Here is a 6511-nt window from a genome sequence, read left to right as displayed (position 1 = left end):
CCCCCGACGAGGCCCTGCAACCGCCCGCACCGGCCGGTGACCGTCAGGGATCCCCTCCCAGGGGTGACCTCCCGCCCGCGCCGTCGCTCAGCAGGCTTCGGCGGCAGAGGACGGCGTAGGCGTGGCCGAGCGCGCGGACATCCGCCTCGGGTAGCCGACGCGCCTGGCGGCCTCCTTGACCCACAGGCCGGGCAAGGGAGGCGGTTGGATGCTCAGCTTGGATTGACTAGTCAAGTGCTCGTGGACTTTTGATCCATCAGGGTAGGCGGTGAGGATTTCTAGGAATACATGACTTCCTTGCCGAATTCCCTTAATCTGGGGAGGACGCGGGGGCGCCGCCTGCATCCCACACACAACTCCATAAAGGAGGGGAAACATGCGCAAAGCCATCATTGCCCTGGCTCTGGTTCTTTGCCTGCTGGTTTCAGGTGCCATCGCTCTGGTGACTCCAGCGCTGGCAGGGGACGATCCGCCGGACAGCGACCGCGCCTGCCTTCCGGTTCACAACCCTGACAACGTCTCGATCTGCCTCAACGGAGACGACCCGCCCGACAGCGACTAGCGAGCCCCTGAGAGGACAGAAGTTCACGACCGGACCGAAGCGCCCCCGCCCCCCCCGCCTCCCCAGCTTTTCCCTCAATCCTCGCCTGACAACGCTCTCAATCGGGTATAGGAATTTGGGTTTCCAGGGACGAAGTTCTTTCCCCTGGTAAACTTCAGGCGTGATTCGGGGAGGCTTTGACGTGCTCGGCCAACGCATCAGGCAGCTTCGCCAATCGCGGGGCCTCACACAGGCGGACCTCGCGGGCAACGATGTTTCAAAGGGGTATATCAGCCTCATCGAGAAGGGCGTCGTCAAACCGTCGCTCGAGACACTCCAGGCGATCGCCTTCCGACTGGGAACCTCGGTGGACGCTCTGCTGGGCGGTGACCGGCTACCCGCTCACGCTGCGACCACGGCTCTGCTCGCGCTGGCGGAGGACGCGTTGCGGCAACGGGACTTCGTCCGGGCGGATCAGCTCCTCCAGGCCGTCCGCTACGTCGCCCAGACCTACGGCATCGACGAGGGCACGCGTGAAGCCCTCCTCATGACAGGGGCCATCGAGGTAGAGCTGCGCCGCTTTGACGAGGCGCTCTGGACGGCGCAACGGGTCCGCAAGCTGGCTGAAGACGCACACGACCACTGGCGACTGGGGCGTGCCCTCCTCCTCGAAGGCCGCATCCGCGTCCGCCAGCGTCGTTTCGACGACGCCTCCCGCACGCTGGCCGAAGCCTTGCGGCTCCTTCGGAAGGCGCGTGCCGGCCGCGATCCCGCCAGGATCGAGGCCCTCATCGCGCTCGGCACGGCGCTCTTCTACCAGGGGAACCTGCGCGGCGCACGGCGGCGGTACCGGGAAGCCGCCCGATCCCACGTCGCCCGCCATAATCCAGTCCTTCGGGGGCGGGCGTACTGGGGCCTTGGACTGGTGTACCGCAAGGCCAAGGCCTTTACGGAAGCCGAGGCCGCCCTCGCGGAGGCGCGCCGGGCGTTCGAGGCCGCGGAAGAACTGCAGGAACTGGTCCGTGTCCTGGAGAATTTTGCGCATCTTTTCTACGACACCGGACGCTACGTCGAGGCCCTGAAGCACCTGCATCATGCCTTGCGGGTGACGGACCGCCTCAAGATGAAGCCGGTCCGGGCCAAGATCCTCACCGAAATCGGGCGGATTCACGTGACCCTGGGGAATCCGCAGGAAGCGGAACACTTTGCCAACCAGGCGGCGGCGATCGCCAGAGAGGTAGGAGATCCCGTTGAAGTCGCCGAGGCGACCTTCGTCCTCGCCCGCGTGGTGCTGGCCCGCGGCGATCGGGCGGCGGGCCTCTCGCTCCTGCGCCAGGCGCTCGCCACGTTCAAAGAGCACAGCATGACGGCACGCGCCGAGCAGACCAGTTTGGAACTGGCGCATGCCCTGGAGGCCACGGAGGAGGCCCGTACGCTGCCCCCCCTCGAGGACCTTCCCGGCATCGAGGTGTCCAGCCTCCACGGCTGAGCCGGCTCCGCGGGCCGTCGCCCCGGTACTCCTCACGGCAGGAGCGGGCGCGCCGGAGTTGGCCAAGCGGGTAAAAGGTCATCGGCGGGGCTGAGGTGCGGCATTCCACCGTTCGCTGACTGCACACGTCGAATCCAGAGGACATCCTCCCGATGCCCTGGCAGATGAGCCTGTCGCTCCAGACCGACCTCGAAGCCCTGCGGGTCGCCCGAAAGATGGTGGCATCGGTCGTCCGGACCCTGGCCGCCCCTGAGGACACGGCCGCCCAGGTCGAAGTGGCGGTGGGCGAAGCGCTGGCCAACGCGCGCGTCCACGCCTACCAGGACGGCGTCGGCCCCCTCGAGATCCTCCTCACCTACGATGGGACCGACCTGACGATCAGCGTGCACGACAGCGGACGGGTGGTCACCCCCCTGCCGGAGCGGGTGCCGGTGGCCGTGAACACCGGGGCGGTGCGCCGTCGCGGGCTCTACCTCATTGGCCAGCTCATGGACCGCACCGAGATCTCCCGCGTCGGGCCCGAGGGCGGCACCCGCCTCCGCATGACCAAACGCCTCCGTCCCTGAGCAGCCGCGGCGGGGATGGACAGCGCCTTGCCGTCGGAGGCCGCCTTCGCCAGACTGGCCTCATGGGGAAGGCTGTCCAGGCCGTGCTGGAGACCGCCGGGCACGAGGTCGTCATCACCAACCCGACCAAGGTCTTCTTCCCCGGGCCCGGCTACACCAAGCTCGACCTGGCCCGCTATTACCTGACCGTCGCCGCGGCCGCGCTGCGCGGGATCGCCGGGCGGCCCCTCGTCCTGAAGCGCTACGTGCACGGGGTCGCCGGAGAGCCGTTCTTCCAGAAGCGCGCCCCGAGCACGCACCCCGACTGGATCGAGACCGTGGAGCTGCGCTTCCCCTCCGGCCGGACCGCCCGGGAGATCGTCGTGCGGGACGCCGCGCAGCTGCTCTGGGTCGTCAACCTGGGGTGCATCGACCTGAACCCGCACCCGGTGCGCGCGGACGACCTGGAGCACCCCGACGAGCTGCGATTGGACCTCGACCCCGGCCCGGGCGTCCCCTGGGAGACGGTGCGGCGGGTCGCGCTGGTGGTCCGGGAGGTGCTGGAGGCCTACGGGCTGCGGGGCTGGCCGAAGACCTCGGGCGGGCGCGGCATGCACGTGAACGTGCGCATCGCCCGCCGCTGGACCTTCGACCAGGTCCGCCGCGCGGCGCTGGCCCTGGCGCGCGAGGTGGAGCGCCGCGTCCCCGCGGACGCCACCAGCAAGTGGTGGAAGGAGGAGCGGCACGGGGTCTTCATCGACTACAACCAGAACGCGAAGGACCGCACCGTGGCTTCGGCCTGGTCGGTACGGCCGACGCCGGACGCGCGGGTCTCGATGCCGCTCGACTGGGACGAGGTCCCCGGCTGCGACCCGGCGGCCTTCACGCTGGCGACCGCCCCGGCCCGGCTGGCCGGGCGGGGCGACCCGGCCGCCGGCATCGACGCCGCGATCGGCTCCCTCGACGGGCTGCTGGCCCTCTCGGCCGAGCAGGAGGCGGCCGGTCTGGGAGACGCGCCCTGGCCCCCGCACTACCGCAAGCAGGCCGGCGAGCCGCCCAGGGTGGCACCGTCGCGCCGGAAGGCCGCGTCGGGGGCGCCAGCGGGACAGCCGGCGGTCCAGCCGGGCCGGCGCCGGCCCAGGTACCCCCTCGTCACCGTGGCGCAGGCGGAGCACCTGGAGGAGGCGCTGGCCGGCCTGGAGCGCTGGAAGGCCCGCCACCCGCAGGCGGCCGCGCGGCTCCGGCCGGAGGACGTCCTCGTCGACGCGATGCGCGGACGGTCCAGCACGTGGACGCGCATCCGCGTGAACCTCCGGCACGTGCCGGCAGAGGCGCGCCCGCCTCACGAGCCGCCTGACCCCGACGACGACCCCTGGCGCCGCCCGCCGGCCCGCCGGCGCCCGGCCGCTGACCGTGCCGATGGCGCCCCCAGCCCGAAGATGCGCCGCAGCTCGTAGGGCGGCGCCACCTCCAGCTGGTCGTAGGTACACTCCCCGGGCCGCTTGTCCGGCCGCCAGCGCAGGAACTGCGTGGCGTGGCGGAAGCGGTCGCCCTGCAGGTGGTCGTAGGCGACCTCGCAGACGCGTTCGGCACGCAGGGGCTCCCAGCTCAGATCCTTGCCGCGGTTCCACCGGGTCGTCGCGCCTGGCAGGCGCTGGCCCCGCGCGGCCGCGTCGGCCTGCGCTTCCGCCCAGCCCCGCCAGGGGTGGCCGTCGAGCGCGCGCTCCCGCAGCGGGGCCAAGTCGGCGACGAGCTGGCGGCGCATCGCCGTGGGGAACGCCCCGGCGACGCCGACGTGGTGCAGCCTCCCCTGGTCGTCGTACAGGCCCAGGAGCAGCGAGCCGACCATCGTCCCCACCGCGCCTTTGTGCCAGCGGAAGCCGGCGACGACGCAGTCGGCGGTGCGGCGGTGCTTGACCTTGACCGTCGTGCGCAGGCCCGGCCGGTAGGGTTCGTCCAGCCGCTTGGCCATCACCCCGTCCAGGCCGGCCCCCTCGAAGCGCCGGAACCAGTCCTCGGCCACGGGCCGGTCGCGCGTGGCCGGCGAGAGGTGCACGGGCGGGCGTGCTGCCGCCAGCACCTGCTCGAGCCGCCCGCGCCGGACGCGCAGCGGCACGGCCCGCAGGTCCTCGTCGTCCACGGCCAGGAGGTCCCAGGCCACGTAGGACGCCGGGGTCTGTGCCGCCAGCAGGGCCACGCGGGAGGCGGCCGGGTGGATGCGCAGCAGCAGCGCGTCGAAGTCGAGGCCGTCCGGGCCGACGATGACGATCTCGCCGTCCACCACGGCCCGCTCCGGCAGCGCCGCGGCCAGCGGCGCCAGCAATTCCGGAAAGTAGCGGTTCATCGGCCGCTCGTCGCGGCTCTGCAGCAGGAGCTGCTCGCCGTCGCGCCAGACCAGGGTGCGGAAACCGTCCCACTTCGGCTCGAACTGCCACCCCTCGCCTTCGGGCAGGGCCTCGGCGGGCGCGGAGAGCATGGGCTTGAGCGGGGGCTGGAAGGGGAGGCGCACACTTCCATCCTACCCTGCGGGGACGGAACGATCTCCGGTCGTCACGTACCATAGGACCATGCGGACGTCTCGCGACCCGTCGCTGCGTCCCGGCCCTGCGGCCGGCCTGTCATGACCGACCTCACCCTCCTGAGCGCGCGGGAGGCCGCCCGGCGGATCGCCGAGGGCACCCTCACCGCCGAGGCCCTGGTGCGCGCCTGCCTGGAGCGGATCGAAGCGCGCGAGGCCACCGTCCGGGCGTGGGCGTTCCTCGACCCGGACCACGCCCTTGCCCAGGCGCGCGCCCGCGACCGGTCGCGGGCCTCGGGACCGCTGCACGGCGTCCCGGTCGGCGTGAAGGACGTCTTCGACACCGCTGACATGCCCACGGCGTACGGGTCGCCGATCTACGAGGGCCACCGGCCGGCCGCGGATGCGGCCTGCGTGGCGCTGCTGCGCGGGGCGGGTGCGGTGGTGCCGGGCAAGACGGTCACCACCGAGTTCGCCGCCTTCACCCCCGGCCCGACCAGGAACCCTCACCATCCCGGGCACACGCCCGGCGGGTCGTCGAGCGGCTCGGCCGCGGCGGTGGCCGACCGGATGGTGCCGCTGGCCCTGGGGACGCAGACGGCGGGGTCGGTCATCCGTCCGGCCTCCTTCTGCGGGTGCGTGGGCTACAAGCCCACCTACGGGTGGATCCCGCGCGCGGGCGTGAAGCTGCTCGCCGAGACCCTCGACACGGTCGGCGTCTTCGCCCGCGACGTGCCGGACGCGGCGCTCCTGGCCGCGGTGCTGGCCGGCCGCCCCGCGCTTCGTCTCCCCGAGGAGGCACGGCCGCCGCGTCCGCGCATCGCCCTGTGCCGGACGCCGGAGTGGGCGCACGCGCAGCCGGGGACGCAGGCGGCCATCGAGACCGCCGTGGAGGCGCTCAGGCGGGCCGGGGCGGTGGTGGGCGAGGTCGAGCCCCTCCCCGAGCAGGACGGGCTGGTGGACGCCCAGGCCGACATCATGGCCTACGAGATGGCTCGCGCCCTGGCCTACGAGCGCACGCAGCACGAGGCGCAGCTGTCACCGCGGCTGCGGGAGCTGCTGCAGCGCGGATTGGCCATCGCCCCCGAGACCTACGACCGGGCCCTGGCCCACGCCGCCCGCGCCCGCGCCGCGCTCCACCGCCTCTTCGGCGACTACGACGCGCTGCTCGTCCCCGCCGCCCCCGGGGAAGCGCCGGCGGGACTGGAGGCCACAGGAGACCCCGTCTTCAACCGGACCTGGACCCTCCTCCACGTCCCCTGCGTCACCGTCCCCGCGTGGTGGAGTCCGGCCGGGCTGCCGGTAGGGGTCCAACTCGTGGGACGGGTCGGGGACGACGCCCGCCTCCTGGCCGCAGCAAGGGTCCTCGAATGCATTCTGGGATAGGGAGCGGACCTCGGCATCTGCGATGAAACCGA

The 6511-nt window shown here is 72.3% G+C and carries 6 protein-coding genes; 5 read left to right on the top strand and 1 reads right to left on the bottom strand.

What is annotated here, in order from left to right:
• Positions 1 to 376 precede the first annotated feature (376 nt).
• From RB146_13920 to ligD, 4 genes are all read left to right on the top strand, one after another.
• Positions 377 to 562 (top strand): hypothetical protein, encoded by a 186-nt coding sequence (locus tag RB146_13920; GenBank protein MDQ7830061.1) that lies wholly within the window; start codon positions 377 to 379, stop codon positions 560 to 562.
• Positions 563 to 743: 181 nt separating this feature from the next.
• Positions 744 to 2030 (top strand): helix-turn-helix transcriptional regulator, encoded by a 1287-nt coding sequence (locus RB146_13915; protein MDQ7830060.1) that lies wholly within the window; start codon positions 744 to 746, stop codon positions 2028 to 2030.
• Positions 2031 to 2194: 164 nt separating this feature from the next.
• The gene (locus tag RB146_13910; GenBank protein ID MDQ7830059.1) at positions 2195 to 2596 is read left to right on the top strand and encodes an ATP-binding protein; all 402 of its coding nucleotides are present in this window, start codon (positions 2195 to 2197) and stop codon (positions 2594 to 2596) included.
• A 62-nt stretch (positions 2597 to 2658) separates the two neighbouring features.
• Positions 2659 to 4032 carry a non-homologous end-joining DNA ligase gene (gene ligD / locus RB146_13905; GenBank protein MDQ7830058.1) on the top strand — a complete coding sequence of 458 codons (1374 nt, stop codon included), beginning with the start codon at positions 2659 to 2661 and terminating at the stop codon, positions 4030 to 4032.
• On the opposite strand, the gene RB146_13900 is transcribed toward ligD, so the two are convergent.
• Positions 3918 to 5084 carry an ATP-dependent DNA ligase gene (locus tag RB146_13900; protein ID MDQ7830057.1) on the bottom strand — a complete coding sequence of 389 codons (1167 nt, stop codon included), beginning with the start codon at positions 5082 to 5084 and terminating at the stop codon, positions 3918 to 3920. The genes ligD and RB146_13900 overlap by 115 nt on opposite strands.
• Before the next feature lie 111 nt (positions 5085 to 5195).
• Between RB146_13900 and RB146_13895 the strand changes: the two genes are divergently transcribed.
• The gene (locus RB146_13895; protein MDQ7830056.1) at positions 5196 to 6479 is read left to right on the top strand and encodes an amidase; all 1284 of its coding nucleotides are present in this window, start codon (positions 5196 to 5198) and stop codon (positions 6477 to 6479) included.
• Positions 6480 to 6511 lie beyond the last annotated feature (32 nt).

It is taken from the genome of Armatimonadota bacterium (genome assembly GCA_031081585.1).
Lineage (GTDB): Bacteria > Sysuimicrobiota > Sysuimicrobiia > Sysuimicrobiales > Humicultoraceae > Geohabitans > Geohabitans tengchongensis.
The sequence above is the reverse complement of the archived record's forward strand: the minus strand, read 5'-3'. Positions and strand labels throughout refer to the sequence as shown.